Raw genomic sequence first — 24,605 nt, 5'->3', positions numbered from 1 at the left:
TGGGAGAACCCCCGCTATGGCTCTCGAGATCGCCCCTGAAAAGGTCGCGCACGTGATCATCAAGGCGCGCGAATACGACGTCAAAGTGGGGGCCTGGGACGACACGCCGGCGAACGGCGATGCCGAGGAGGATCCGAGCGCCATCCTCGAGGACTACACCAACGATCCGACCCGCGCCGAGCTTTCGGGCTTCATCGACCGCATGAACTACGACGAGCAGGCTAACCTCGTGGCGCTCATGTGGCTCGGGCGCGGCACCTACGAAAAGGAAGAGTTCGAGGAGGCGGTCGAAACCGCACGGTCAGAGCGCGCCAACGCGACATCGAACTATCTGCTCGGCATTCCACTGCTCGCCGACTACCTCGAGGAAGGCCTCGAGAAGCTCGGCTACTCGGTCGACGACGTCGAGAGCGACGTCCTCTAGCGCGCGATGGCGCGCCGCTTCTCATCCAGCCACTCCAGCACCTCGCGCGCGTGCGAGGCCGGCCGCTCCACCGGATAGAAGGTGTGGGTGATGCGCCCGTCGCGCACCAGCAACGTCAGGCGCTTCAGGTAGGTTACGCCGCCGGCCTCGAAGGTCGGCAGCTTGAGCGCCGCCTGCAATGCCAGGGTCTCGTCGCTCAACAACGGGAACGGAACGGCGAGGCGCTCGATAAGCTCGGCGTGGTGCTCCGGCGATTGCGCGCTTAGGCCAAACACCTCGATGCGCTGCGCCCGAAACTTCAGATAGTAGTCGCGGAAGCCCTCGGTCTCCGGCGTCGAGCCGTGCGCGCCGGGGATCGTGTCCCAACCGGGGGGATCGCTGACGCCGGGGCGCCCCGTCCACGGGTAGACGTAGACCACCGCCGCGCCGGCGCGCGTGCTCAGATTGAGCATGCCGCCGCGGCTCGACGGGAGCGCCATATCGGGCAACACGAGGCCGCTGGTCAGGTGGTCGGCTGCCCCGTCGTCAGGCAGCGATGCTGGCGTGTCGTCCGTCGTCATTCCTGCCGCGCCCTCAACCACCCCAGCACTTCGGCTGCGTTCTGGTCGGGCGGAAATACCGGGTAGAACACATGCGCGACGACGCCGTCCTCGATGATCAGTGCCATGCGCTTCAGGAGCGTGGCGCCGCCAACAAGCATGACAGGAAGCCGCAATGCGGTCGTGAGGCGCAGCGCCGCATCCGACAAGAGGGGGAACGGCAGGTGCAGTCTCTGGGCCGCCTCGCGCTGGTAGACGGTGTCCTGGGTCGATAGCCCGAAAACCCGGTCGGCGCCGGCGGCGATGAGCTCGGCGTGATGGTCGCGAAAAGCGCAGGTTTGCGGCGTGCATCCGCGGGCACCGGGGATCGCGTCCCACCCCTCGGGCATCTCCGTCCCGGGTTGCCCGGTTTTTGGATACGAGAAGATGACGGTCCGACCCGGCAGGCGCGCCAGCGCCACTTCCGTCCCATCCGTGGCTGCCAACGCAACGCCCGGCAGCCGCGCGCCGACGAGGTGCCGGGCAGCGCCGTCGTCCTCAGGTGGTGGTAGGCTCGACCAGTCGACGTCCATATAGCTCGCCGGTGTCGGTCCTGCGGACATCAGCCCTTGTCCCGCATCAGGCGCGCCTTCTCACGGTTCCAGTCCCGCTTCTTCTCGGTCTCGCGCTTGTCGTGCAGCTTCTTGCCCTGCGCCAGGGCCAGCTTCAGCTTGGCGATGCCGCGCGGATTGAAATAGAGCTCGAGCGGGACAATGGTCATGCCCTGCCGCTCAACCGCGATCGTGAGCTTGTGGATCTCCTTGGCGTGCAGCAGCAGCCGGCGCTTGCGGCGCGGTTCGTGCTGGAAAAAGCGCCCGGCGCCCTGGTACTCGGGAATGTAGGCGTTGATCAGCCATAGGCCGCCCTCCTCCCAAGCCGCGTAGCTCTCGGAGATGTTCGACTGCCCCCTGCGCAGCGACTTCACCTCCGTGCCCGTCAGCATCAAGCCGGCTTCCCAGGTCTCGGTGAGAAAGTACTCGTGGCGCGCCTGCCGGTTCTCGGCGACGATGCGGCGGCCATCCTTTTCCTTGGCCGCCATGGACCGTCGCCTCCAGCGCTAGATGCGCGAACGCTGCCCTACTCGGCGGCGCGCGCCTGTACGAGGCCGACGCGAGCCAAAGCGGCATCGACGATGCGCTGCGAGGCTTGCGAGATGGGAACCAGCGGCAGCCGCATCTCCGCCTCGCACAACCCGAGGCGCGAGGCGGCGTACTTCACCGGGCCGGGGTTCGCCTCGCAGAACATCGCGTCATGCAGCGGCATGAGACGGTCCTGCAGTGCTAGCGCCGTCTTGTAGTCGCCGGCGAGGCAAGCGTTCTGGAAATCGGCGCACAGCCGCGGCGCGATGTTCGAGACGACCGAGATGCAGCCGTGGCCGCCGTGCGCCATGAAGCCCAGCGCGGTGGCGTCCTCGCCCGACAGCAAGTTGAACTCCTGCCCCATGGCGAGACGCTGTTGCGAGGTGCGTGCGAGGTTGGCGGTCGCATCCTTGACGCCGACGACGTTCTTCAAGGCGAAGCAGCGCGTCATGGTATCGACGCTCATGTCGACCACCGAGCGCCCCGGGATGTTGTAGATCACGATGGGGATCGCGACGGCGTCGTTGATCGCCTTGTAGTGCTGATAGAGCCCCTCTTGCGTCGGCTTGTTGTAGTACGGCGTGACGATCAGCACCGCGTCGGCGCCGACCTTGGCGGCATATTCGGTGAGCTCGATGGCCTCGTCGGTCGAGTTCGAGCCTGTCCCGGCAATCACAGGCACCCGGCCCTTCGCCGTTTCCACCGCCAGCTCGATGACGCGCTTGTGCTCGTCGTAGTCCAGCGTCGGGCTCTCGCCCGTCGTTCCCGCCGGCACCAGCCCGTGCGTACCCTCGTTGATCTGCCACTCGATGAAGCGTTGAAACGCCTCCTCGTCGAGGTCGCCGTTCCTGAACGGCGTGATCAGCGCCGTAAATGATCCCTTGAACATGTGCCCGTTACCTGTGAGCTTGCGGCTCTCTCATACTCGTGTCACGCAGCCGGTGTGAGCGGAAAAGTGCCCCCGGCGCCATGCTCTCGCCGCATCCGGCGGCATCCTTCGGCGCCTTGTCCCTTGCCGGGCTGCTTGGTATTTTTGCGGCGCGTTGGTGATGCTGGAGTCGCGACGCCCTGTCGAGCGGGACATTAGGACCTTGCTTTAAGCCTCGCAACCCGGCCGGGTTGGCGGTGCCTGTGGAAGGACGAACATTGCCCCAGACCCCACGCCAGCCCGGGACCGGCCTCTGCGCCGACGCTCCCGCCGTCCACAGCCTATTTCCTCACTTTGCACGGCACGCGGTAATAGCGGCTGCGGTCTTTATAGCCATCCCATGCGTGGCCGAGCCGGCACGCGTCGAGCTGGCGCAGGCGGCGGCCGGTGCCGCGTCGGCGCGCGACAAGCCCGCCTCTCCCCTCGCGCGTGAAGAAGCTTACACGGCCAAGCTCGACACGATCGTCGCCCCTCTCCTCACCTATAGCCTTCCCGCCGAGGACGGCACCAAGCTCGCCGCCGCCTTCAAGGCGGTGTCGTCCGGCGATACGGCGAAGGCCAAAGAGGTGCAGGCCACGCTCAGCGATCCGCTCGCGCGCACGCTGGTCGAATGGGAGCGGCTCCGCCGCGGCAAGGGCGAGGCAGCCGACTATCTCAAGTTCCTCGCCGAGCACCCCGACTGGCCGAGCCGCGAGATCCTGCAAAGGAAGATGGAGGAGTCGCTGTTTTCCGAAGGCGGCGATACCGAACTTATCGCAACGTACTTCAAAGGCCGCGAAGCGCGCAGTCCGGCCGGCATGGCGGTCCTCGCCTCCGTGCACCTCGCCCACGGCGAGAAAGACAAGGCGAAGGCGCTGGCCGCCAAGATCTGGCGCGAGGAAAACCTGCCCGAGAGCCTCGAGAAGGGATTCCTCTCCCGCTTCGGGCCGATGCTCACCGATCAGGACCATAAGTGGCGCCTCGACCGGCTGCTCGTCGAGGACGTGCGCTACAAGGTCGACCGCGTCGAACGCGCCGCGCAGGTGAAGCGGGTCATCGCCTTGCTTCCCCCGGCCGAGCAAAAGACGGCACAGGCGCGCCTCGCCGTGTTCATGAAGACCAAGGGCGACAAGACCGCGCTCGGCACCGGCACCAACGGCAAGACCGACTGGGGCGTCGTCTTCCATAAGGTTCAGCAGCACCGCCGCGCCGAGCGCTTCGACGAGGCCGTCAAGCTCTTGCGTACGGCGCCGCTCGATCCGCTCGTCGTCGCCAACCTCGACGAGTGGTGGTACGAGCGCCGCGGCCTCGCCTATCTGGCGCTCAAGTCCAACAAGCCGAAGGTCGCCTACGAGATCGTGCGCGACGCCGGCCCCGTCAGCGTCAACATTATGAACGACCAGACGTTCATGGCCGGCTGGATCGCGCTCCGCTACCTGAAGGACGCCAAGCAGGCCGAAAAGCACTTCGCGATCCTCGTGTCGAACGCCGATGGACCTCTTACCCGCGCCCGCGCCAACTATTGGATGGGCCGCACGGCCGAGGCGCTCGGCGACAAGCAACGCGCGCAGCAAAGCTACGAGACCGCAGCGCGCTTCAACGACACGTTCCACGGCCTGCTGGCTGTCCAGAAGCTCGCGCCGGGCAGCCGGGCGCTTAACTTCGATCCCCCGGCGTCGCCGACCGCAGAGCAGACGAAGCGCTTCACCGAGCATGAAGCGGTGCGTGCCTACGCCCTCGCCCGCAAGGCAGAGCTGCCCCGTCACGTGACGCGCGTGTTCCTGCTCAACGCGGCGAAGATCGAGAGCGATGAGGCATGGGCCGCCATGGCCGCGCATCTGGCTCGCGCCAGTGGTGACACGCAGACAGGCGTGCGTATCGGCAAGTCGGCAATCGCCGCCGGCCACAACCTCATCTACTACAGCTATCCGGTGCACGGACTCCCGAAGTACACGCCGCTGCGCAAGCCGCCGGAGGAAGCCTATCTGCTTGGCCTTGCCCGGCAGGAGACCGAGTTCAACAGCGACACGGTATCGGGCGCCGGCGCGCGCGGCATCCTGCAGGTGATGAAGGTCACGGCCAACCACATTTGCCGCGACTACAAGATCAAGTGCAAGCACGACAAGCTGCTGACCGACGATGCCTACAACACCATGATCGCGTCGGCATACGTCGCCGACCGCCTCGACGAGTGGCAGGGTTCGTACGTCCTCGGGCTCCCGAGCTACAACGCCGGCCCGGGCCGCACACGCGAGTGGGTGAAGGAATTCGGCGACCCGCGCGAGGCAAACATTGACCCGATCGACTGGATCGAACGGATTCCCTTCGAGGAAACCCGCAACTATGTCGCCAAGGTGCTGTCGAACATCCAGGTCTATCGTGCCCGCCTCGGCGAGCCCGACCCGCTGCGACTGCAAGACGATCTTTACCGCGCGCGCGCAGCGTCGGCCCGGCCGGCCGATGGCGGCACTGTGCGCGCCACCAGTACGGCGGATTCGCGCGACTGAAGTCACCGGCTCTAGCGGGAGGCAAGGTTAGTCCATGACGCCGGGCACGACCTTCGAAGACGTCTACTACACATCGCGGGACGGTCTGCGCCTCCACGCGCGCCGTTATCCGGCAACAGGTGAGGGAACGCGCGGGCGGCCGGTGCTGTGCCTCGCCGGCCTCACGCGCAACGGCCGCGACTTCAACGACCTCGCCGTCGCGCTTAGCCGACGCCAGAACGTGTCGCGCACCGTCTACACGCTCGACTACCGTGGTCGTGGCCTCTCCGAATTCGATCCCGATTGGCGCAACTACGCCGTCCAGATCGAGATGCTCGACGTGCTCGACTTTATCACCGCGGTGGGCCTCCACGACGCGGCTCTGATCGGCACTTCGCGCGGCGGCCTCATCACCATGCTCATCGCCGCCGCCCAGCCGACGGCCATCGGCGCCGCTATCTTGAACGACATCGGGCCGGTGATCGAGCACGAGGGATTGGCGCGCATCAGCGGCTACGTCGGCCGGGTGCCGCTGCCCATTTCGTGGCCCGACGCGGCGCGCATGATGCGCGAGCTCAACCGCCGTCACTTCCCCGAGGTGTCCGACACGGTTTGGGAGGAAGCGGCGCGCCAGTGGTACAACGAGAAGAACGGCAAGCCGGCGCCGGGGTACGACTCCAATCTGGGTAATGCGCTTTCCGTGCTCGATGGTCCGATGCCGACGCTGTGGCCGCAGTTCGAGGCGCTGAAGCGCATACCGCTGATGGTCGTGCGGGGCGAGAACTCCGACATCCTCACCGCCGAGACGGTCGAGGAAATGCAGCGCCGCCACCCGGCCATGGCGACTGTCACCGTCGCCAACCAGGGGCACGCGCCGCTCCTCAAGGACACGGCAACCGTCGAAGCGATCCGTCACTTCCTGACGGCGACGGACTCCGGGCGTCAGTACGCCAGCCTCGCCTCGGCCACGGCTTAAGGACCGGGCAGCAGCCTATCGGAGCGACCGCTCAGCCAGTTGAACAGCAGGCCGATCCACTCCTTCGTCACGAAATCGAGACGATGCAGCCCGGCGCCGGGCGAAGCGAACGGAGCCCACGCGTCCTTGGGGCCGATGGTGCGGTAGTCGGTGGGCCATGCCTCGAGCTCGAACCCCGCTTTGCGGAACAGCCCCATGGCGCGCGGCATGTGCCAGCCGGAGGTGACGAGGAGCCAGCGCTCGCCCGGCTTCGGATCGGCGAGACGCCTGGCATAGTGGGCGTTCTCCGCCGTATTGCGTGCCTGACGATCAAACAGCACGCGCTCGCCATCGATACCCAGATCGCTCAGGAGATGGCGCGCGGCATCCGCCTCGTAGGTAGGAGCGCTCAGCACCTCGATCGATCCGCCGGTGAACACCACGCGCGCGTCCGGGAACCGCCGCGCCAGAGCCGCCGCCTCGGTCATCCGTTCGGCGGACATGTTGAGGGCATGTGCGCCGCGCGCCGCGGCGACGCGGGAATCCTCCGCGCCGCCGAGGATGACGATCCCATCTATCGGCCGTCCCGAAAGATCAGCGCGCGGAAAGCGATCCTCCAGGGGCAGGATCAGCCAGGTGCTGAGGGGCGAGAAGCCGCCGATGACGCCGAGCACGGCGGCGGTGGCGACGAGCCAGCGGCCCGTCCGGCTGAAGCGCGTGAAGAGCAGCACCGCGCCCGCTGCAAGAAGGGCGATGAGCAGGGTGCTCGGCTCGGCCAGCCCCCACAAGATCTTCGAGATGTAGAACAAAGCAATCTCCTCGGCCCGTTGATGCCCCGGGGGACCTGCGTTACCGGTTCTGAAACCCGCGCTGCCGCAATCTCCCCATACCTGCAGAGGGATATGTGGGCCAATCGATGGCTGCGGCGTTGGTGAACCTGCCGATGAGGGATATCGCACTCTGGACGAGCGAGGTGCTGGACATCACCGCCTTCGCCGTCATCCTGTTCGCCGTCGCCATTTCGACGGCGGCTTTCGTGGTGCGCGTGGCGCAGTCGGGGTTTCTCGCCAACTACCGCGACTACCGGGCAAATCTCGGCCGCGGCATCCTGATCGGCCTGGAAATCCTGATCGCGGCGGACATCCTGAAGTCGGTCGTCGTCGACCCGACCTTGCAGGGCATTGCCGTGCTGGGCGGCATCGTCCTCATCCGCACGTTCCTGTCGATCTCCCTCGACGTCGAGATCAACGGACACTGGCCGTGGGAGACGACCCGGCTGGCCCGCGAGGCCCAGGTCCCCGAGCAGCTCGGGCCGACGTGACCGGTCCATCGCCCCGTCCGCAGCTCTAAGACGGCTTGTCCTTGCCCAGCGCCTGCGGCCATGATCGCCGGCAGATGACGCCGCCGGGGGGCCGCAATGATCCTGTTCGGAATGATCGCCTACGTGCTGGCGCAGTTCGCCGTGGGCATCTGGGTGTCGCGGCGCGTCAAAACCGAGGCGGACTACATCCTCGCCGGGCGTAGCCTCGGGCCAACGCTCGTCGCCTTCTCCGTGTTCGCCACGTGGTTCGGCGCCGAGGCGATCGTGGCGACCTCCGCCGAGGTGTACGACAAAGGGCTGTCGGGCGCGCTTGTCGATCCGTTCGCCTACGGCCTCGCGGTCATCGCCGCCGGCGCGCTTTACGCGGCGACCCTCTGGCGCAAGGGCGTCACCACCTTCGCCGACGTGTTCCGCGAGCGCTTCTCTCCCGGGGTCGAGAAGCTGGTGGTGATCATCCTGCTGCCCGGATCGGTGTTCTGGGCGGCGGCGCAGATCCGCGCCTTCGGGCAGGTGCTGAGTTCCAGCTCCGACCTGTCGTTGCAGAACGCCATCATCCTCGCGGCCCTGCTCGTCGCCTCGTACTCGGTCATCGGCGGGTTGCTGGCCGACTCCGTCACCGACTTCCTGCAGGGAACGGCGGTCATCGTCGGTCTGATCGTCCTGACCATCACGGTCGCCGTTGCGGCCGGAGGCGTTGCACCCGCCCTGCAGAACATGCCCGTCGACCATCTCGTGCTGGCCACCGAGGCACACGGCACGCCGTTGGAGCTGACCGAGGCCGTCGCGGTCGCCTTCTTCGGCTCGTTCGTCGCCATCGAGCTGATATCGCGCTTCCTCGGCTCCCGCTCGGCAGAAGTGGCGCGCGGCGGCACGATCGCCGGCGGAACCATGTACATCGTCGTCGGTCTGCTGCCGGTGTTCCTCGGCCTCGCCGCGTCGGGCCTCGTCCCCTCGACACCCGAGCTGAAGGCCAAGCTCGTCGATTCCGAGCAGGTCATCTCGGTGCTCTCCGAGCACTACCTGCCCCAATGGCACTACGTGATCTTCGGCGGGGCGCTGATCTCGGCCATCCTGTCGGTGGTGCACTCCGCCCTGCATGCCTCGGGCGCGCAGGTGTCGCACAACATCGTCGTCCGCCTCGTTCCGACGATCGGCATCCGCGGCAAGCTCATCGCCGCACGCCTGAGCGTCGTCGCCCTGACCGCCGTCGCCTTCGTCCTGGCGATCACGTCGGACCGCATCAAGGAGCTGGTCGAGATCGCCTCGGCCTTCGGCAGTGCCGGCGTCTTCGTGTCGGCCGCCTTCGGCCTGTTCACGCGCTTCGGCGGCGCGGCGAGCGCAGCCGTATCGATTTGCCTGGGAACGCTGATCTGGGCGGTGGGCCGCTTCGTCCTCGAGTGGGAGGCGCCCTACCTGGTCGCGCTCGGATGCTCGGCGCTGGCCTATGTCGCCGTGGCCGCGCTCACCAAGGAGACGCGCTCCCCGTGAGCGGGGAGTTCAACTTCCGAGCTATCAGGAAAGTTGGTGCGGTCGAGAAGACTCGAACTTCCACGCCGTTTCCAGCGCTACCACCTCAAGGTAGTGCGTCTACCAATTCCGCCACGACCGCAAGCCGGGTGAATGAGAGCGCTCATATAGCCAAGTTGCGCCGCCGGAACAAGCGCAGTGGAGGCCCAAAATTCCGCGGCTCACAGCGCTCGCGGCGGCAAATCGCCCCTGGCGCAGGCCCGCTGGCCCTCGCCGCCGCCGGGACCTAGACTGAGCCATGCATCAAAGGGCACCTGAGCCGCCAAGCGATCCCAAGACCGCCCCGATCGCCTGGGCAAAGAGCAGCACACCGATCGATTATCTTGATGGGGTGCGCGCCATGCAGGAGCGCGCCGCGGCCATCGCCGCCGGTACCCAACCCGAGCTCGTCTGGCTGCTCGAGCACCCGCCTCTCTATACGGCCGGCACGAGCTCGCGCCCCGATGAGCTTCTCCGCGCCGACCGCTTTCCCGTGTTTCAGACCGGACGGGGCGGACGGCTCACCTATCATGGTCCCGGGCAGCGGGTGGCATACGTGATGCTCGACGTGAAGCGTCGCGGCGGCGACGTCCGCGCTTTCGTGGCCTCGCTCGAGGCGTGGCTGATCGCGTCGCTGGCCGGCCTCGGCGTCGTCGGCGAGACGCGCGCGGAGCGGATCGGGGTGTGGGTGCCCCGCCCCGAGAAGGGTGCGGGCGTCGAGGAGAAGATCGCCGCCCTAGGTTTGCGGCTTTCGAAGGGGGTCAGCCTGCACGGCATCAGCCTCAACGTCGGTCCGGACCTCTCCCACTACGACGGTATCGTTCCCTGCGGCATCGCCGGACATGGGGTGACGAGCCTTGCCGACCTCGGTCTCGGCCATGCGATGGAAGTTGTGGATAACGCCTTGCGGACGCATTTCGAGCGCCGTTTCGGACCTACGGCGGATGCCGCGCCGCCTTACGCGACGTCTCGCGTCACCGCCTTGGCGTAGCCATCACCCAGCAAGCGAAAGCCCGGCCCCCTAGGTGGGCCGGGCTTCCAATGCGTAGCGTTGCTAACCTGCCTCTGTCTTGCGATGGGCTCTCAAGGCCGATCCGCATCACCGGCCTTTGGCACCGCGGATGCGGGCGCCCCATCGTAGAAGAGGTAGCCGTCCTCAATCGACAGGACCTCCGAGCCCTTGAGCTCGTACTCGTCCTTTTCACTATCGTTGAGGCGGATCACGCAGCCCTTGATACAAACCCCTTCGAGCTTCGCCGACGGCCGTAAAATATGGGCCGCCGCCGCATTTCCCTCGATGACGCTGACCTTGTGAGCCTTGTCATCTCGGTTGGTAATGAATGACGCGAACGCACTCGGGGGCCACACCAGAGCTACGCTCAGAGACGCCGCAAGGATCCATCTGGACATCACGGCAACCCTGTTGATCTCCTGGGAGGAGACCGACTACTTCTTCTTCTTCTTGGCAGCCGGTTTCTTCGCGGCCTTCTTCGCAGGTTTCTTCGCTTTAGCAGCCATGTTAGTCGTCCTTCCATTGTGAACCCGAGCATATAGAGCCGAATCGGATTCGACTCTGTCGGGACGCTGACCAATTTGGTTAGAATCAACCCCATTCACAAACGGAATTTTCCGGTGACCACTATCGAAAATTTCGATAGATAGGTTTTGCAGCGTTCATCACCCCATCGAGACACATGGACGTCAATCTCGCACGCACCTTTCTGATGGTCGCCGAGACGGGCAGCTTCATCGATGCCGGCCGCAAGATGAACATCACGCAGTCGACCGTGTCGGCGCGCATCAAAGGCCTCGAAGACCTGCTGGGAAGAGAGCTTTTCGAGCGCTCGAAGTACGGCGCCGAGCTCACTGCGGCCGGCGAGCAGTTCCAGAAGCACGCCATGGCGCTCATTCGCGTGTGGCAGCGCGCCCAGCTCGAGGTCGGCACCTCGGATCAGCACAGCGACCACCTGGCGGTGGGCGCCCCGATCGCCTTCTGGGATGGGTTCCTGCTTCGCTGGGTGTCGTGGATGCGCTCCAACACCCCCGACATCGCGGTCTCGGCCACCAGCGGGCTGTCGATTGTACTCACCCAGCGCCTCCTCGAGGGCTCCCTCGACCTGGCGGTGATGTACCGGCCGACGCAGCCCCCTGGCCTGATGATCGAGCACCTGTTCGATGAGGAGTTCGTCTTAGTGACGAGCGCGCCGGCAAACCAGCGGCGCACCTCGACCGACTACGTGTTCGTCGATTGGGGTCCCGACTTCCAGAAGGACCATGCCGCCGCCTACCCGGAGTTGACCAACCCGGGCCTCAACCTCGACCTTGGCCCGGCCGGCATCAATTACCTCTTGAACAACGAGTGCTCGGGCTACTTTCCGATCCGGCTCGTGCGCTCGCATATCGCGCGCGGGCGCCTGCGACAGCCAAAGCGCGCCCGCAAGTTCATCTATCCCGTCTATGCGGTCTACCCGGAGGCGCACAACGAGGAGGCCTATGAGCCGATCCTCAAAAGCCTGCGGCAGCTGGCGAAGAAGCACGCCTGACCGCATCAGGCCGTCGGCCGCACCTCGAAGCCATCGAAGCAGCCGACGCCTTCGCCGATGAGCTCGACGCGATCGACGCGCGAGCCCGGCGGACCCTTACGGCATGCTTCGAGCATATCGTCGATCGTCGCTGTCGGACCTTGCACGACGGCCTCTACCGAGCGGTCGCGCCGATTGCGCACCCAGCCGCTGAGGCCGAGCGCGGTCGCGCGCATCTCGACGAAGGCACGGTAGCCGACGCCCTGGACGCGGCCTTCGATGCGGAGATGAACGGTGCGCGTCGCCTCGTTCATGGGCTTGCCCCGAGTGCCGGTCAGTCGCCCTGCTTCAGAGCCGTGACCTCGATCTCGATAAGCATCTTCTCGTCGACGAGACCGGTCACCATCACGGTGCAGGCCGGGCGGACGTCGCCGAAGTACTTCTGCAGCACCGGCCAGATGGGCTCGAAGTCCTCCTTGCGGGTCAGCAGGTAATGCACCCGCACGACGTCCGCCAAGGACGATCCGGCCTGCGCCAAAGCGGCAGCGATGTTCTTGAAGGCCTGGTCGGTCTGGGCGACGACGTCATCGGAGATGGTCATCGTCGCGTAGTCAAAGCCGGTGGTGCCGGAAACAAACACCCAGCGGCCGTCGGCGACGGCGCGCGAGTAGCCGATCTTGCGCTCGAACTCCGAGCCGGAGGAAATAAGCTTGCGATTGGACATCAGACGAACTCTAGGATGATGGCATCGACGGCCAGGCTGTCGCCCGGCTTGGCGTTGACCTTTTTGACCTTACCGTTGCGCTCGGCGCGGAGGATGTTCTCCATCTTCATCGCCTCGACCACGGCCAGAGCGTCACCGGCCTCGACATCCTGCCCTTCACCCACGTGGATGGCCTTGACGAGACCCGGCATCGGGCAAAGCAGGAACTTGGAGGTGTCGGCCGCGGCCTTCTCCGGCATCAGCGCGACGAGACCCGCCTCCCGCTCGGTGTAGACGTAGACCGGCACCTGGATGCCGCGATACGCCAGCTTCACGCCGTTGAGCACCGGGCGGACCTGCACCGCGACATGCTTGTTGCCGATCGTGCCGGCCCATACCGGGTCGCCGGGACGCCAATTCGACTTGAGTTGCAGCACCTCGCCCCCGTCGACGAAGGTGACGCGGTAGCTGTCGCCGCTGGTCGCCACCTCGACGGGGAGCATGGCGTTCTGCACCTTGACCACGCGCCGGCGGGCGAAACTCACCGGCTCGCCGGTCATCTGATGCGTGATCTCGCGACGGCGGACGTTGCTTTCATGATCGATGACGGCGGCGACGGCGGCGACGATCCGCTGTTCCTCGCCGGCAGCGTCGCGTCCCTTGAAGCCCTCGGGGAATTCCTCGGCGATGAAGCCCGTCGACAGCGCTCCCTTGCGCCAGCGAGGGTGTTGCATGAGCGACGTGAGGAACGGGATGTTGTGCTGAATGCCGTCGATATAGAAGCTATCGAGCGCCTCGGCCTGGGCGTCGATGGCCGCCTCGCGGGTCGGCCCGTGGGTGACGAGCTTGGCGATCATCGGATCGTAGTACATCGAGATCTCGCCGCCCTCGAATACGCCGGTGTCGTTGCGCACCGTGATGCCGTTGGCGGTGGTCTCCGCCGGGGGGCGATACTTCACCAGGCGGCCGATGGACGGCAGGAAGTTGCGGAACGGGTCCTCGGCGTAGACGCGGCTCTCGACCGACCAGCCTTTGATTTTCACGTCCGACTGCTTGAAAGGCAGCTTCTCGCCGGCGGCGGAGCGGATCATCAGCTCGACCAGGTCGACGCCGGTGATCAGCTCGGTGACCGGATGCTCGACCTGCAGACGGGTGTTCATTTCCAGGAAGAAGAAGCTGCGGTCTTGCCCGGCGACGAACTCGACCGTACCGGCGCTGTCGTAGCCGACGGCCTTGGCCAGCGCGACAGCCTGCTCGCCCATTGCCCGGCGCGTCTTCTCATCGAGCAGCGGCGAGGGTGCCTCCTCGATGACCTTCTGGTTGCGCCGCTGGATCGAGCATTCACGTTCGTTCAGGTAGATGACGTTGCCGTGCTTGTCGCCGATCAGCTGGATCTCGATGTGGCGCGGATCGACGATGAACTTCTCGATGAACATGCGGTCGTCGCCGAACGACGCCTTCGCCTCGGACTTGGCGAGGGGGAAGCCTTCCTCGACCTCCTTGCGGTTGAAGGCGATACGCATGCCCTTGCCGCCGCCGCCAGCCGAGGCCTTCATCATCACGGGGTAGCCGATGTCCTCGGCAATCTTCACCGCGTGCTTGATGTCGGCGATCTCGCCCATGTAGCCCGGGACGGTCGAGACTTTGGCTGCAGCGGCAGCCTTCTTGCTCTCGATCTTGTCGCCCATGGCGGCGATCGCCTTGGGATTGGGGCCGATGAACACCACGCCCGCCTTCTGGAGCGCGACGGGGAACGACTCGCGCTCGGACAAAAAGCCGTAACCGGGGTGGACTGCCTCGGCGCCGGTCTGCTTGCAGGCGTCGACGATCTTGTCGATGAGCAGATAAGACTGGGCGGCGGGCGGGGGACCGATGTGGACGGCCTCGTCGGCCATTTCCACATGCAGGGCATCGCGGTCGGCATCCGAATAGACCGCGACGGTCTTGATGCCCATTTTGCGTGCAGTCTTGATGACGCGGCAGGCGATCTCGCCACGATTGGCGATCAGAATTTTTTTGAACATAACCCCTGATGGTCCGCTAGGTAGGCGCGCCCGCAGGAGCCGCCAGCCGGTTGAGTAGCTCACGTTCTAGACGGCCATTGAAGTGTCGTAAACTGGCAAGCGGGCGGCTAAATGCGCGCAGAGGTAGCCTTCTGCAGGCATTTGCAGCCGCCCATTGGCCGTGAACGCTGAGTGCGTCAGGCGGCCTGGGCGAGCCGCTCGACGGCCGCTTGCAGATCGGGGTGGATCTTGGGGCTTTCCTTGCGCAGGTAGGCGACCAGCGCCGCCTCGTTGGGTGTCAGACGCCCATCGCGGCCGATCCGCTCGCAGAGCCACGCGGCCTCGGCCTGCGTAATCTCCTCGTTGGTGATGATTTCGATGCGCTGCTGCTCCAGGCGGGCGAGCGCGCGCTCCTCGGCGGATTGCTCCTGGTAGGCGGCACGGACCGCCTCGATGCTGGAGGAGACCATGGCCGACAAGAGCGCCAGCGGCGACAGCTCGCCCGTGGCTTCCATCAGCCACGCATCGCGGTGCAGGGCCTCTTCGCGGGTCGGCATGGCCTGCCCGGAAGCAGCCATGACGCAGTTCGTTACCGCCTTGACGAACAGATCGGTCCACGCGGCGTTGGCCTGCGGGTCGGCAATGGCGTCGTTGATGTCGAACAGCACCTCTGCCTCGGGGCGGGTGATGGCAACATGACCGTCGCCGCCGAAGGCATAGAGGATGCGGCGGATCAGCTCGACCTCGCATTCGCGGATCGAACCGGCTTGATCGGGATACTGCTCGCGCAGCGGACCATCGCCCTCGACGACGGCGCGCTTCACCTGCTCCAGCGCGAGGCGCGACAGGCTAACCGGCGACCAGCGCGACTTGTCGAGAACGTTGACGATGAGGTCGACGTTGGACTTGCGGGCGATGATGCCACCGGGAGCGATGCGGTCGATGAGGCGTTTGCCTTCCTCGGCCGTCATGTAGCCCTCGGGCTCGACCTGGCAGACGAGATGGTCGGTCAACGCATCGATGTAGAACTCGGCCCACGAGGGGTCCTGGCTCTGGCACGTCTCATTCAGGGTGAAAAGCGCTTCAGCCTCGTCGGCGGAAATCGACCCGTCGCTGTGGAAGGCGCTCTTCAGCCTCAACACGTCGACGTCGTGGATGCTGCCCCGCTGCAACATCTCGGTAATCGGAAGCGACTGCAACGCGCTCATCTCAGCCCCGCTCGCAAAAGTACATGGCCGGGAGAGTAGGAAATCGGACTTACCAATTGGCTAACGCCTGACCCGCGACGGGGCATAGGATTCCGGTGTTGCGCCACCGCATCAGGCCGCGGCGTGTGGCCCAAAAGAAAGGGCCGCCCGAAGGCGGCCCGCGAGTCTGCAAACAGTGGCACTTGGAGCGGCTTACTTGCCGACGCGGGGGAGCCACCACGCGCGCTTGCGGCTGTCGCTCTTCTCGTCGGCGATGTGCTCCGAAGCGTCGTTCTGCATGTAGCGGAGCTGACGGCGCTCCGACTTGGTCAGGTAGCCGTCCGACTTGAACTGAGATTCCTTGTTGGCGATGTGCTTCTGCTCGGCGCGCAGCTTCAGGCCCTCGGTCCACGTGATCTTGCCGGTCTGGCGGCCCTGCTCGATACGCTTGGCCTGGTACTCCTGGCGGTCGTTGACGCTGGCAGCGGAAGCCGCAGCGGTCGTGGCGATAAGGGCCGTAGCCGTCGCGAGAATGATCTTGTTCATGGTCCACCTCTTCCTCGGATGACCGCCCCACTGTGGAGCGGCGTGTTCGATGGGGCGGACAATGCCGTCGGCGCTTTGAACCCGTTCTGAATGATGGTTACAGCTGCCGTTCATGTGCGTAAGGCGGCGGAATCGGCCGCGGAATCAGCAGCCCCGGCCTATGGCGCGGGAGGCTGCACCGCGGCCATCGGGCGCCCGAGGCTCATAAGTGGGGTATCCGGCGCATAGACGTACCAGAGCGGGTCCGAGATGACCTCGAGGCTCTGCGGATCATTCAGCCTCGCCGTCACCTGCTCCGCGAATGGCTCGGGCTTTGGCTGCTCCTGATCGGCAGGGAACATCGTGAGCGCTAAGAACAGCTCATTCTTCTCGTCCGCATAAACGTCGATGATGCACACGTTCGTCGCCTCGTGGCCGAAGAGATCGAGCACCTGGCGATGGCGGCCCTGCGCGAGTTGGATCGGCTCGTCCGAACCGCGGATCTCCGGGAAGTCGGACTGCCGCAAGCCGTGCAATGACTCGGGATCGCCGGCCGGGCGCCCGAGCACTGTATGCGAGAAGTTGGTCCACATATCCTTGTTGCGGCACGCCTGATCGAGCATCTTCGAGGTCAGCGCCGCGGGCGGCTTATAGCCCTTCAACTTGATCGACCAGACGCCGACCTTTTCGATGGTGTCGACGTAGAGGAGCTCGTTCGCGCCCACCTGCAGCGCCTTGGCCAGCAGGCCGCGCGGGATCAGCTCGCGGCGATCGATCTCCAGCATCTTGGCGATGGCGCTGACACCGCGGCGGAAGTTCTCGATTGTCGCCGCGGTAACGTCTGTGCCGGTGCCGGTCTGCAGGTAGGGCGCGTGAAAGCCCAGCGTCCCCCGCACGTCGAGAGTGCGGTTGGGCGCCAGCTCCCCATCCTCCGACCGCTGGGCATTGCCCGCGAGGAACAGGAAGGCGCAAGCCGAGTAGCACTCAGAACCGGCATCGACGACGGTCGCCACGTTGGTGAACGTGAGCAATGCCGTCATCAGCTTCAGCGCTTCGTCGTAGTTGCCGCCGAGACTGTTGAGACACAAGCTCACGCTGCGGCTGTCGAAGCCACCGGAGGCCCCCAGGGCATAGAGTGCCGTGGTCAGCTTTTCGCTGTCCCCAGCCTCGATGGGGCCCTCGAGCTTCAGCTCGCAGACAGGTGGATTACCGGGCCCGATCTCGGCCCCGTACGACGGCAGCGCCGAAACCAGGAGTGCCAAAACGACAACAAGAACCCTGTCCAATCGCAGCGCATCTCGCCCGGATCGGACCATGGCTCGCCCCTACAGCGGAATGTTGTCGTGCTTCTTCCAGGGATTCTCGAGGGTCTTGTTGCGCAGCATGTTCAGCGCCCGGCAGATGCGCCGGCGCGTGCCGTGCGGCAGGATCACCTCGTCGATGTAGCCGCGCTCGGCGGCGACGAACGGGTTGGCGAAGCGCTTTTGGTACTCGTCGATGCGCGCCTTGATCTTCTCCGGGTCGGCGAGGTCGGCGCGATAGAGGATTTCGGCCGCGCCCTTGGCGCCCATCACCGCGATCTCGGCCGACGGCCAGGCGTAGTTCACGTCGCCGCGGATGTGCTTGGAGCTCATCACGTCGTAGGCGCCGCCGTAGGCCTTGCGGGTGATGACGGTGATCTTCGGCACGGTCGCTTCGGCGAAGGCGAACAGCAGCTTGGCGCCGTGCTTGATGAGGCCGCCGTATTCCTGCGCGGTGCCCGGCAGGAACCCCGGCACGTCGACGAAGGTAATGATGGGGATCTCGAAGCAGTCGCAGAAGCGGACGAAGCGCGCCGCTTTGCGCGAGGCATCCGAATCCAACACGCCGGCGAGAACCATCGGCTGGTTGGCGACGATGCCGATCGTGCGGCCCTCCATGCGGGCAAAGCCCGTGACGATGTTGCGCGCGTAGGCTTCCTGGATCTCCAGGAAGTCCGCCTCGTCCACGACCTTGAGGATCAGCTCCTTGATGTCGTAGGGCTTGTTGGGGTTGTCCGGAATGAGCGTGTCGAGCGAATAGTCGGGACGGTCGGCACTGTCGGAGGTCGGCAGCTCGGGAACGCCGGACATATTGTTCGACGGCAGAAAGTCCATCAGGCGGCGCATCTGCAAGAGCGCCTCGACATCGTTCTCGTAGGCTCCGTCGGCGATCGACGACTTGGTCGTGTGCACCTTGGCGCCGCCCAGCTCCTCGGCCGTGACCGTTTCGTTGGTCACGGTCTTCACGACGTCCGGGCCGGTGACGAACATGTAGCTCGTGTCCTTCACCATGAAGATGAAGTCGGTCATGGCCGGCGAGTAGACGTCGCCGCCGGCGCACGGCCCCATGATGACGGAGATCTGCGGAATGACACCCGAGGCCATCACGTTGCGGGTGAACACCTCGCCGTAGCCGCCGAGCGCGTCGACGCCCTCCTGGATGCGGGCGCCGCCGGCGTCGAATAGGCCGATGATCGGCGCACGGTTCTTGAGCGCCATGTCCTGAATCTTGGTCATCTTGCGGGCGTGGCTCCCGGACAGCGAGCCGCCCATGACCGTGAAGTCCTTGGCGAAGACGTAGACGACTCGGCCGTTGATGGTGCCCCAGCCGGTGACGACGCCGTCGCCCGGCGTCTTCTGCTTCTCCATCCCGAAGTCGGTGCAGGTGTGCTCGACGAAGGTGTCGAACTCCTCGAAGGAGTTCTCGTCCATCAGGAGCTCGATGCGCTCGCGGGCCGTCAGCTTGCCGCGCTTGTGCTGGGCGTCGATACGCGCCTGGCCACCGCCGAGACGTGCCTCTGCCCGGCGCTTCTCCAGCTCTTCGATGATGTCCTTCATGATCTTCCCTCGCGCACGCGCCTTGCCGGCGCCAAACCGTCGAGAGGGCTCATAGCATGCGGCTTGGCCCGTGAGAACGCGGGCCAAGCCGGTTGAAAGTGCGGCGTTTCGGGCCTCGGGCGCCCGCTAAGCCTGGCTGCGGCGTATCCGCAGGTAATCCTGCAGTGCCCGGAAGGCGAGCCAGATCTCGACGACGGCCAGGATGAGGAAGGGGATGCCCAGGACCGGCATCGCCACGTCGGCTGCGCCGGTGGAAATCAGACCGAAGTGAGCAGCGAGCTGAACCATCGACCAGAGGGCCAAGAGGCCGATGATGAGCATCGAGATACGCATGAAGTTGGTGTGGTCGCGCCACAAAAAGTCGCTCACCGGGGTGCGGGCGCCCCAGCCCATGACGTTGGCGAGAATGAGCAGCGGCATCACCACCGCGACGAAAATATTGAGCACGAGGTGATAGGTATCGAGGGGTTGCATCGGCGCCTCCAAATAGCGTGGCGAGTAGAAATCAAGTGGCGGAATCAGGCGTTCGGCCGCTATTCAGGAACCGCACAAGCAGGACGGCTCCCCAGATCAGAATGATCATCGACAGCGCGAACATCGGAATGCCCAGCACGAGTGAGATGACGTCATCGACTTGCGCCAGCAGGACGCCATAGTGGGTCAACAGCGATTGGATGGCGGAAATCCAAGTCAGCGCGAGAAACACGAGCCCAACGCGGGCGAGACCCGGCGCCTCGCGCCACACGTAGCCCATCACGCCGGCCTGGCGGTTGAAGTTCACGGCAATGATCAGCGGCATCATGATTACGACGCCGACCGCGACCCACAGGTCGAATGTGGATGCGATCATCGGCCGGCCTTGATGACGAGCGGCATCGCCGCGACGACGATCACGAGAATGGCAAAATCGAAAAGGCTCAACATGGTCCGCTCCTCGGGCTGATACCTCGGGTGGCGGTGACACTAGTATCTGATCGTCCCGGCCGCTGTTCCCGGCGTAACAGCCCGCAAAATAGGGCCTCAAGCGGCGGATAGCAGCTGTAGAAAACGGCTCGCGGCGAGCATTTGGGCGTGCCGGTGTGCACGTCGTTCAGCGGCCTCGACGTCCACACCCCAGCGGGCGATCTGCCAGTCCTCATCCAGATGTGCGGCGTTCCAGGCCTCCTCGGCGGTCAGCCGGCCCTTGGCTACGGCAAGAGCTAAGAACGCCGATCCGGTGAGTGTCGTCATCACGTGCAGGCACGTGAGCGCAAAGGCGCCGTAAGGCGCGACGAGGTCGCTGACCCGTGACAGTGCCTCGCGATTCTGGGTAACCGGCATCACGCCCTCGGCCAGCAGGAAGCGCGCGCCGGTCTCAGCTTCCGCCCAGCGCAGGATGGGATCCCAGACGAGCGCTTGCATTTCGGCCAGCGCTGCCGGCGCCTCGGCGCGGTAGCAGAGGAGATCGCTGCCAGCGAAGCGGACGATGTCGGCAGCGACCTCGTCCATGCTGCCGGTAACCCCGTCGATGGCGGTGATGGCAAGCTTGCTCAGCGGCATCGTGACGGGGTCGATGCGCTCGGTCTGCGCCGCCCATTCCTCGGCGATCGCATCGGCGAGCGCCCGGGTGGGAACGATCAGCGGCAGCTTCTTGGGCGTGCGGACCGACCGGCCGTCGAGCAGGATGGAGAAGCCGTTCTCGGCCTCGCCCACGGTGACGTTCTTGTAGAAGCGCTTCGGCAGTGGCGGTCTCAGCGCCTCCTTGCCGGGGACCTTGCTGGCAGCCGGGGCCTTGTCGCCCGGTTCGCTCACGCAGCCCGCTCCCGCGTGGAAAAGAAGGCATCGATGTCGGCGGGAAGGTCATGGCAATTGCCGACCACGGCATGCGCGCCCGCCCGCTGCAACTCGTCGATGGAATGATAGCCCCAGCCCACGCCCAGCGCTCCGACGCCGGCTGCCCGGGCCATTTCCATGTCGAATGTGGTGTCGCCCACCATGACGGTTCGCTCAGGGCCGACGCCCGCCTCCGCCATCGCCGCGCGCAACATGGCCGGATGCGGCTTCGACGGGTGGTCGTCGGAGGTCTGCACGGTGACAAAGCGCTGGCCCCAGCCCTCACGCGCGAACAGCCGGTCGATGCCCTTCTTCGATTTACCGGTGGCAATGCCGAGCACCACGTCGTCGCGGCCACCGAACGTCTCGACCGCGGCGGCGATACCGTCGAACAGAGGCTCGTGCAGGTCCGGCTCGCGGCGGATCTCGAGGAACGCCGACTTGTAGCGGGCAACCATCTTGGCGCGCAGGGCATCGTCCTGCTCCGGCGCCAGTGCCATGAAGGCTTCCGGCAACGATAGGCCGACGATGGCGAGGGTCGCCGCGCGCGTTGGCGGAACGAGACCGAAACCGGTGAAGGCGTGCGTCATCGCCTCGCAGATGCCGTTCTGGCTGTCGACGAGCGTGCCGTCGCAATCGAGAACGACGAGCTTCATTGCACGTCCTCGTAGCGGTCGGCGTCGAGGCTGAGCAGATCCCAGGTCTTGCGCATGTGCTCGGGCAGCGGCGCCGTGACGTCGATCTTTTCGCCCGTAACCGGATGCGGAAGCACCAGGCGGCGGGCGTGCAGGTGCAGCTTGTTCTCTATCTGCTCGGCGGGAAGGTTCTCGTCGCCGCCGTATTTGTTGTCGCCGACGATGGGATGACCGATGAGCGCCATGTGAGCACGCAGCTGATGCTGGCGGCCGGTCACCGGCTTGAGTGAGACCCAGGAGGCTTTGTTGGCGAGGCGATCCACCACCGAATAGTGCGTCGTGGCGTGCATTGCTTCCTTCTGCTCACCTGGCAGCGCCTTGCGCACGCGGTCGCCGTCGGGGCCGGCGGCCTTCACCAGCGGCGCCTCGATCTTGCCCTGCGGCGGCTTCGGCACGCCCTTCACCAGAGCCCAATAGGTCTTGGCGGCCGAGCGCGTCTGGAACACGCGGCCGAGCTTGGCCGCGGCGTCGCGATGTTTGGCGATCAGCAACACGCCGCTGGTGTCGCGATCGAGCCGGTGCACGAGGCGCGGCCGCTCGCCGCCGAAGCGGTCGGCCATGCCCGCCAGCATGCCGTCGACGTGGCGCTTGGTTCCGCTGCCGCCCTGCACGGCGAGGCCGAACGGCTTATTGAGGACGAGCACGTGGTCGTCCTCGAACAGGATCATGCGCTCGATCGCCGTGCGGTCGGCCTTTGAAAGGCCGAGCGGCGGCTTCACGCTGGGCGCCTTGTTGGCGTCCTTCGCCGAGTTGCGCACGATGGCCGGGACGCGGATCTCGGCACCGGGCACGAGCCGGGCGTTGGCCTCGGCGCGCTTGCTGTTGACCCGCACCTGACCGGTGCGCAGCAGCTTCTGCAGGTAGGAATAGCCAACGTCGGGAAAGTGCACGCGAAACCAGCGATCGAGGCGCATGTCGGCCTCGGTCGGCTTCACTTTGATAGTTTCGACGCGATCGTTCATGGGGGACTCTGGGGGGCGCTCAAAACGAGGCCTCAGCGCGATGGCCTAGGGCCCGGCAGCGCCAATGTCCAGTCTCCGTAGCAGTTTGAGGCTGCTTCAGCCTTGCCAGGCATGGTTGATGGCGTTTGACCGTCAATTGCGAGACAGCCTAATTTGTCAGTGCCGAAGCAGGGGGGAGCCGGTCGCATGTGGTCGCAGGTCTACGACCCGTTCGGCAACATGGCGCTGTCGACGACGATTGCCGCCCTGCCCGTTGTGGTGCTGCTCGCGAGCATTGGCATTTTCGAGCTGCGGGCGCACGTCGCTGCGCTGCTCGGCCTGCTCACGGCGCTGGCCGTCGCGATCCTTGCCCACGGCATGCCGCCGGCGATGGCCGGCCTCGCCGCCCTCTACGGTGCGGCCTACGGCCTGCTGCCCATCGGCTGGATCATCCTCAACGTCATCTTTCTCTATCAGCTCACGAGCGAGAAGGGCGACTTCGCCATCCTGCAACGGTCGATCGCATCGGTGAGCGACGACCGCCGCCTGCAGTTGCTGTTCATCGCCTTCTGCCTCGGCGCGTTCTTCGAAGGAGCGGCCGGGTTCGGAACGCCGGTCGCGGTCACCGCTGCCATGCTGATCGGCCTGGGCTTCACGCCGCTCGCCGCCTCGGGCCTGTCGCTCATCGCCAACACCGCACCGGTCGCCTTCGGAGCGCTCGGGACGCCGGTCGTTGCGCTGGCGGGCGTAACCGGTCTCGACCTGCACGAGCTGAGCGGCATGATCGGACGGCAGCTTCCCTTCTTCTCGGTGCTGGTGCCGTTCTGGCTCGTCACCGCCTTCGTCGGCTTCCGCAAGATGCTGGAGGTATGGCCGCCCATCCTCGTTGCCGGCGTGTCGTTCGCCATCCCGCAGTACCTCGTGTCGAACTTCCATGGCCCCTGGCTCGTCGACATCATCGCCGCGATCGTATCGATGGCCTCGCTGGCGCTGTTCCTCAGGGTTTGGCGGCCGGCGAAGCCGATGACGGCGATGCCGAACGCGACGACTGCGGTCGAAGCCAAGGCGGAGCACAAGCAAAGCGATGTGCGGCGCGCGTGGATGCCGTGGCTCATCCTCAGCGTCTTCGTGTTTCTGTGGGGCACGCCGCAGGTGCGCGCGGAACTCGACGGCTACTTTGCGCCCAAGCTCGCCGTGCCCGGACTGCACGAGCTCGTGCAGAAGGTGCCGCCGGTGGTCGCCGCGCCGCGCATCGAGCCGGCGGTGTTCAACTTCAACGTTCTCTCGGCGACGGGCAGCGGCATCCTCATCGCCGCAATCGTGTCGGGACTGCTGCTAGGGTACAGTGTCGGCGGGCTCGTTCGGATGTACGCGCGCACGCTCTACCTCGTACGGTACTCGCTGCTCACCATCGCCTGCATGCTGGCGATCGGCTTCACCACGCGCTACGCGGGGACGGACGCTACGCTCGGCCTCGCCCTGGCGTCGACCGGCTGGCTCTATCCGCTGTTCGGGACGTACATCGGCTGGCTCGGCGTTACCCTCACCGGCTCGGACACGTCATCCAACGTGCTCTTCGGCGGCCTGCAGCGGGTGACCGCCGAGCAGCTCGGTATCAACCCCGTGCTGATGGCGGCGGCGAACAGCTCCGGCGGCGTCATGGGCAAGATGATGGACGCCCAGTCGATCGTCGTCGCCTCGACGGCGACGCGTTGGTACGGCCACGAGGGAAGCATCCTTCGCTTCGTCGCCTTCCACTCGATCGCGCTGGCGACGCTGGTCGGATTGCTCGTGCTGGGCCAGGCCTACCTCTGGCCGCTCACCCTGCTTGCACCCTAGCGATCAAGCGGCCGGCGGTTTGGAGCCCCCAGCACCGCCGATCACCCACCCGACCATCCAGCCGATGATCAGGCCGGCGATGTTAGTGCCGATGAACGCCAGCATGTGCAGGTTCTCGGCATCGTCGGAGCTTTCGAACGTCTGCCGCGCCACGACCCAGTCGGCGACGGACGAGCTCAGGAAGATGATGGCGAGTGCCGCACCGATGAACGCGAACACCATGGCAACGACGTAGCGCATTGCGTAACCCCCAGGGCGCAGCCG

The 24,605-nt window shown here is 65.7% G+C and carries 27 protein-coding genes and 1 tRNA gene; 8 read left to right on the top strand and 20 right to left on the bottom strand.

The window, feature by feature from the left end:
- Positions 1-16 precede the first annotated feature (16 nt).
- A complete protein-coding gene (locus tag GIW81_RS01445; RefSeq protein WP_154737575.1) occupies positions 17-424 on the top strand; it encodes a DUF3775 domain-containing protein in 408 nt (135 codons plus the stop codon).
- On the opposite strand, the gene GIW81_RS01440 is transcribed toward GIW81_RS01445, so the two are convergent.
- Genes GIW81_RS01440 through dapA form a run of 4 tightly spaced genes read right to left on the bottom strand, consistent with a single transcriptional unit; the run spans position 421 to position 2,970 of the window.
- The gene (locus GIW81_RS01440; protein WP_154737574.1) at positions 421-984 is read right to left on the bottom strand and encodes a peroxiredoxin; all 564 of its coding nucleotides are present in this window, start codon (positions 982-984) and stop codon (positions 421-423) included. The genes GIW81_RS01445 and GIW81_RS01440 overlap by 4 nt on opposite strands.
- Positions 981-1,565, bottom strand: a complete 585-nt coding sequence (locus GIW81_RS01435; RefSeq protein ID WP_154737573.1) for a peroxiredoxin — start codon at positions 1,563-1,565, stop codon at positions 981-983. The genes GIW81_RS01440 and GIW81_RS01435 overlap by 4 nt, the downstream gene beginning before the upstream one ends.
- Complete coding sequence (smpB, locus tag GIW81_RS01430; RefSeq protein ID WP_154737572.1) at positions 1,565-2,041, bottom strand: SsrA-binding protein SmpB; 477 nt, start codon at positions 2,039-2,041, stop codon at positions 1,565-1,567. The genes GIW81_RS01435 and smpB overlap by 1 nt, the downstream gene beginning before the upstream one ends.
- Positions 2,042-2,079: 38 nt before the next feature.
- Positions 2,080-2,970 carry a 4-hydroxy-tetrahydrodipicolinate synthase gene (gene dapA / locus GIW81_RS01425; protein WP_154737571.1) on the bottom strand — a complete coding sequence of 297 codons (891 nt, stop codon included), beginning with the start codon at positions 2,968-2,970 and terminating at the stop codon, positions 2,080-2,082.
- A gap of 383 nt (positions 2,971-3,353) precedes the next feature.
- Between dapA and GIW81_RS19305 the strand changes: the two genes are divergently transcribed.
- Both GIW81_RS19305 and GIW81_RS01415 read left to right on the top strand, forming a co-directional pair.
- Entirely contained in the window at positions 3,354-5,495 is a 2,142-nt protein-coding gene (locus GIW81_RS19305; RefSeq protein ID WP_154737570.1) for a lytic transglycosylase domain-containing protein, read from the top strand.
- A gap of 34 nt (positions 5,496-5,529) precedes the next feature.
- Positions 5,530-6,450 carry an alpha/beta fold hydrolase gene (locus tag GIW81_RS01415; RefSeq protein WP_154737569.1) on the top strand — a complete coding sequence of 307 codons (921 nt, stop codon included), beginning with the start codon at positions 5,530-5,532 and terminating at the stop codon, positions 6,448-6,450.
- Here GIW81_RS01415 and GIW81_RS01410 read toward each other — a convergent pair.
- On the bottom strand, positions 6,447-7,238 hold the full coding sequence (locus GIW81_RS01410; protein ID WP_154737568.1) for a YdcF family protein: 792 nt from the start codon (positions 7,236-7,238) through the stop codon (positions 6,447-6,449). The two genes, GIW81_RS01415 and GIW81_RS01410, sit on opposite strands and share 4 nt — an antisense overlap.
- Before the next feature lie 107 nt (positions 7,239-7,345).
- Between GIW81_RS01410 and GIW81_RS01405 the strand changes: the two genes are divergently transcribed.
- Both GIW81_RS01405 and GIW81_RS01400 read left to right on the top strand, forming a co-directional pair.
- Positions 7,346-7,750, top strand: coding sequence for a DUF1622 domain-containing protein (locus GIW81_RS01405; protein WP_210251893.1), 405 nt, complete (start codon positions 7,346-7,348; stop codon positions 7,748-7,750).
- A 96-nt stretch (positions 7,751-7,846) separates the two neighbouring features.
- Positions 7,847-9,238, top strand: coding sequence for a sodium:solute symporter family protein (locus tag GIW81_RS01400; RefSeq protein WP_154737567.1), 1,392 nt, complete (start codon positions 7,847-7,849; stop codon positions 9,236-9,238).
- A gap of 34 nt (positions 9,239-9,272) precedes the next feature.
- On the opposite strand, the gene GIW81_RS01395 is transcribed toward GIW81_RS01400, so the two are convergent.
- Positions 9,273-9,359: transfer RNA gene (locus GIW81_RS01395), tRNA-Leu, on the bottom strand.
- A gap of 156 nt (positions 9,360-9,515) precedes the next feature.
- Between GIW81_RS01395 and lipB the strand changes: the two genes are divergently transcribed.
- The gene (gene lipB, locus GIW81_RS01390; RefSeq protein WP_154737566.1) at positions 9,516-10,247 is read left to right on the top strand and encodes a lipoyl(octanoyl) transferase LipB; all 732 of its coding nucleotides are present in this window, start codon (positions 9,516-9,518) and stop codon (positions 10,245-10,247) included.
- Between the two features lie 92 nt (positions 10,248-10,339).
- Here the strand turns inward: lipB and GIW81_RS01385 are convergent, their stop codons facing one another.
- Positions 10,340-10,666 (bottom strand): hypothetical protein, encoded by a 327-nt coding sequence (locus tag GIW81_RS01385; protein WP_154737565.1) that lies wholly within the window; start codon positions 10,664-10,666, stop codon positions 10,340-10,342.
- A gap of 284 nt (positions 10,667-10,950) precedes the next feature.
- On the opposite strand from GIW81_RS01385, the gene GIW81_RS01380 reads away from it, so the two are divergent.
- Positions 10,951-11,799 (top strand): LysR family transcriptional regulator, encoded by an 849-nt coding sequence (locus tag GIW81_RS01380; protein WP_154737564.1) that lies wholly within the window; start codon positions 10,951-10,953, stop codon positions 11,797-11,799.
- Positions 11,800-11,804: 5 nt separating this feature from the next.
- Here GIW81_RS01380 and GIW81_RS01375 read toward each other — a convergent pair whose 3' ends face one another.
- From GIW81_RS01375 to GIW81_RS01320, 12 genes are all read right to left on the bottom strand, one after another.
- Positions 11,805-12,092, bottom strand: coding sequence for an acylphosphatase (locus GIW81_RS01375; protein ID WP_154737563.1), 288 nt, complete (start codon positions 12,090-12,092; stop codon positions 11,805-11,807).
- Positions 12,093-12,112: 20 nt separating this feature from the next.
- Positions 12,113-12,502 (bottom strand): RidA family protein, encoded by a 390-nt coding sequence (locus GIW81_RS01370; protein ID WP_154737562.1) that lies wholly within the window; start codon positions 12,500-12,502, stop codon positions 12,113-12,115.
- Positions 12,502-14,505: an acetyl-CoA carboxylase biotin carboxylase subunit gene (locus GIW81_RS01365; protein WP_154737561.1), complete on the bottom strand. Its 2,004-nt coding sequence runs from the start codon at positions 14,503-14,505 to the stop codon at positions 12,502-12,504. The genes GIW81_RS01370 and GIW81_RS01365 overlap by 1 nt, the downstream gene beginning before the upstream one ends.
- 176 nt (positions 14,506-14,681) lie before the next feature.
- Positions 14,682-15,692, bottom strand: coding sequence for a hypothetical protein (locus GIW81_RS01360; RefSeq protein ID WP_154737560.1), 1,011 nt, complete (start codon positions 15,690-15,692; stop codon positions 14,682-14,684).
- A 192-nt stretch (positions 15,693-15,884) separates the two neighbouring features.
- Positions 15,885-16,217, bottom strand: a complete 333-nt coding sequence (locus GIW81_RS01355) for a hypothetical protein (RefSeq protein WP_154737559.1) — start codon at positions 16,215-16,217, stop codon at positions 15,885-15,887.
- Between the two features lie 158 nt (positions 16,218-16,375).
- Positions 16,376-17,482, bottom strand: coding sequence for a hypothetical protein (locus GIW81_RS01350; protein ID WP_154737558.1), 1,107 nt, complete (start codon positions 17,480-17,482; stop codon positions 16,376-16,378).
- Between the two features lie 39 nt (positions 17,483-17,521).
- The gene (locus tag GIW81_RS01345) at positions 17,522-19,054 is read right to left on the bottom strand and encodes an acyl-CoA carboxylase subunit beta (RefSeq protein WP_154737557.1); all 1,533 of its coding nucleotides are present in this window, start codon (positions 19,052-19,054) and stop codon (positions 17,522-17,524) included.
- Positions 19,055-19,180: 126 nt separating this feature from the next.
- Positions 19,181-19,528: a hypothetical protein gene (locus GIW81_RS01340; protein ID WP_154737556.1), complete on the bottom strand. Its 348-nt coding sequence runs from the start codon at positions 19,526-19,528 to the stop codon at positions 19,181-19,183.
- Positions 19,529-19,559: 31 nt separating this feature from the next.
- Positions 19,560-19,904 carry a hypothetical protein gene (locus tag GIW81_RS01335; RefSeq protein ID WP_154737555.1) on the bottom strand — a complete coding sequence of 115 codons (345 nt, stop codon included), beginning with the start codon at positions 19,902-19,904 and terminating at the stop codon, positions 19,560-19,562.
- A 170-nt stretch (positions 19,905-20,074) separates the two neighbouring features.
- Positions 20,075-20,845 carry an ATP12 family chaperone protein gene (locus tag GIW81_RS01330; protein WP_324614854.1) on the bottom strand — a complete coding sequence of 257 codons (771 nt, stop codon included), beginning with the start codon at positions 20,843-20,845 and terminating at the stop codon, positions 20,075-20,077.
- Positions 20,842-21,522 (bottom strand): HAD-IA family hydrolase, encoded by a 681-nt coding sequence (locus GIW81_RS01325; RefSeq protein WP_154737554.1) that lies wholly within the window; start codon positions 21,520-21,522, stop codon positions 20,842-20,844. The genes GIW81_RS01330 and GIW81_RS01325 overlap by 4 nt, the downstream gene beginning before the upstream one ends.
- Positions 21,519-22,523 (bottom strand): RluA family pseudouridine synthase, encoded by a 1,005-nt coding sequence (locus tag GIW81_RS01320; protein WP_154737553.1) that lies wholly within the window; start codon positions 22,521-22,523, stop codon positions 21,519-21,521. Before GIW81_RS01320 ends, GIW81_RS01325 begins: the two co-directional genes overlap by 4 nt.
- 186 nt (positions 22,524-22,709) lie before the next feature.
- Here GIW81_RS01320 and GIW81_RS01315 point away from each other — a divergent pair, with 186 nt between their 5' ends.
- Positions 22,710-24,341 carry an L-lactate permease gene (locus GIW81_RS01315; protein WP_154737552.1) on the top strand — a complete coding sequence of 544 codons (1,632 nt, stop codon included), beginning with the start codon at positions 22,710-22,712 and terminating at the stop codon, positions 24,339-24,341.
- Positions 24,342-24,344: 3 nt separating this feature from the next.
- Here GIW81_RS01315 and GIW81_RS01310 read toward each other — a convergent pair whose 3' ends face one another.
- Positions 24,345-24,581 carry a hypothetical protein gene (locus GIW81_RS01310; protein ID WP_154737551.1) on the bottom strand — a complete coding sequence of 79 codons (237 nt, stop codon included), beginning with the start codon at positions 24,579-24,581 and terminating at the stop codon, positions 24,345-24,347.
- Positions 24,582-24,605: the final 24 nt, after the last annotated feature.

Origin of the sequence: Hyphomicrobium album (assembly GCF_009708035.1) — a bacterium.
Taxonomy (GTDB): Bacteria; Pseudomonadota; Alphaproteobacteria; order Rhizobiales; family Hyphomicrobiaceae; genus Hyphomicrobium_A; species Hyphomicrobium_A album.
This window is presented reverse-complemented; position numbering and strand designations above follow the sequence as displayed.

What these genes read in the sequence shown, in the direction of transcription:
- GIW81_RS01445 (WP_154737575.1), top strand. Translation starts at nt 17, where the DNA reads ATGGCTCTCGAGATCGCCCCTGAAAAGGTCGCGCACGTGATCATCAAG.
- GIW81_RS01440 (WP_154737574.1), bottom strand. Translation starts at nt 984, where the DNA reads ATGACGACGGACGACACGCCAGCATCGCTGCCTGACGACGGGGCAGCC.
- GIW81_RS01435 (WP_154737573.1), bottom strand. Translation starts at nt 1,565, where the DNA reads ATGTCCGCAGGACCGACACCGGCGAGCTATATGGACGTCGACTGGTCG.
- smpB (WP_154737572.1), bottom strand. Translation starts at nt 2,041, where the DNA reads ATGGCGGCCAAGGAAAAGGATGGCCGCCGCATCGTCGCCGAGAACCGG.
- dapA (WP_154737571.1), bottom strand. Translation starts at nt 2,970, where the DNA reads ATGTTCAAGGGATCATTTACGGCGCTGATCACGCCGTTCAGGAACGGC.
- GIW81_RS01415 (WP_154737569.1), top strand. Translation starts at nt 5,530, where the DNA reads ATGACGCCGGGCACGACCTTCGAAGACGTCTACTACACATCGCGGGAC.
- GIW81_RS01405 (WP_210251893.1), top strand. Translation starts at nt 7,346, where the DNA reads ATGGCTGCGGCGTTGGTGAACCTGCCGATGAGGGATATCGCACTCTGG.
- GIW81_RS01400 (WP_154737567.1), top strand. Translation starts at nt 7,847, where the DNA reads ATGATCCTGTTCGGAATGATCGCCTACGTGCTGGCGCAGTTCGCCGTG.
- lipB (WP_154737566.1), top strand. Translation starts at nt 9,516, where the DNA reads ATGCATCAAAGGGCACCTGAGCCGCCAAGCGATCCCAAGACCGCCCCG.
- GIW81_RS01385 (WP_154737565.1), bottom strand. Translation starts at nt 10,666, where the DNA reads ATGTCCAGATGGATCCTTGCGGCGTCTCTGAGCGTAGCTCTGGTGTGG.
- GIW81_RS01380 (WP_154737564.1), top strand. Translation starts at nt 10,951, where the DNA reads ATGGACGTCAATCTCGCACGCACCTTTCTGATGGTCGCCGAGACGGGC.
- GIW81_RS01375 (WP_154737563.1), bottom strand. Translation starts at nt 12,092, where the DNA reads ATGAACGAGGCGACGCGCACCGTTCATCTCCGCATCGAAGGCCGCGTC.
- GIW81_RS01370 (WP_154737562.1), bottom strand. Translation starts at nt 12,502, where the DNA reads ATGTCCAATCGCAAGCTTATTTCCTCCGGCTCGGAGTTCGAGCGCAAG.
- GIW81_RS01365 (WP_154737561.1), bottom strand. Translation starts at nt 14,505, where the DNA reads ATGTTCAAAAAAATTCTGATCGCCAATCGTGGCGAGATCGCCTGCCGC.
- GIW81_RS01360 (WP_154737560.1), bottom strand. Translation starts at nt 15,692, where the DNA reads ATGAGCGCGTTGCAGTCGCTTCCGATTACCGAGATGTTGCAGCGGGGC.
- GIW81_RS01355 (WP_154737559.1), bottom strand. Translation starts at nt 16,217, where the DNA reads ATGAACAAGATCATTCTCGCGACGGCTACGGCCCTTATCGCCACGACC.
- GIW81_RS01345 (WP_154737557.1), bottom strand. Translation starts at nt 19,054, where the DNA reads ATGAAGGACATCATCGAAGAGCTGGAGAAGCGCCGGGCAGAGGCACGT.
- GIW81_RS01340 (WP_154737556.1), bottom strand. Translation starts at nt 19,528, where the DNA reads ATGCAACCCCTCGATACCTATCACCTCGTGCTCAATATTTTCGTCGCG.
- GIW81_RS01335 (WP_154737555.1), bottom strand. Translation starts at nt 19,904, where the DNA reads ATGATCGCATCCACATTCGACCTGTGGGTCGCGGTCGGCGTCGTAATC.
- GIW81_RS01325 (WP_154737554.1), bottom strand. Translation starts at nt 21,522, where the DNA reads ATGAAGCTCGTCGTTCTCGATTGCGACGGCACGCTCGTCGACAGCCAG.
- GIW81_RS01320 (WP_154737553.1), bottom strand. Translation starts at nt 22,523, where the DNA reads ATGAACGATCGCGTCGAAACTATCAAAGTGAAGCCGACCGAGGCCGAC.
- GIW81_RS01315 (WP_154737552.1), top strand. Translation starts at nt 22,710, where the DNA reads ATGTGGTCGCAGGTCTACGACCCGTTCGGCAACATGGCGCTGTCGACG.
- GIW81_RS01310 (WP_154737551.1), bottom strand. Translation starts at nt 24,581, where the DNA reads ATGCGCTACGTCGTTGCCATGGTGTTCGCGTTCATCGGTGCGGCACTC.